A 241-nucleotide genomic window follows, 5' to 3' on the forward strand; every position below is an offset into this window, starting at 1 on the left:
CCTGTCGGCCTCAGCTTAGGACCCGACTAACCCAGAGCGGACGAGCCTTCCTCTGGAAACCTTAGTCAATCGGTGGACGGGATTCTCACCCGTCTTTCGCTACTCACACCGGCATTCTCAATTCTAAGCGCTCCACATGTCCTTGCGATCATGCTTCAACGCCCTTAGAACGCTCTCCTACCATTGTCCTACGGACAATCCACAGCTTCGGTAATATGTTTAGCCCCGGTACATTTTCGGC

General features: G+C 53.5%; 1 rRNA gene. It reads right to left on the minus strand.

The annotated features are described in order from the left end of the window. Positions 1-241, minus strand: a 23S ribosomal RNA gene (locus tag SH09_RS14235); the annotation flags it as partial.

It is taken from the genome of Staphylococcus gallinarum, assembly GCF_000875895.1.
GTDB lineage: Bacteria > Bacillota > Bacilli > Staphylococcales > Staphylococcaceae > Staphylococcus > Staphylococcus gallinarum.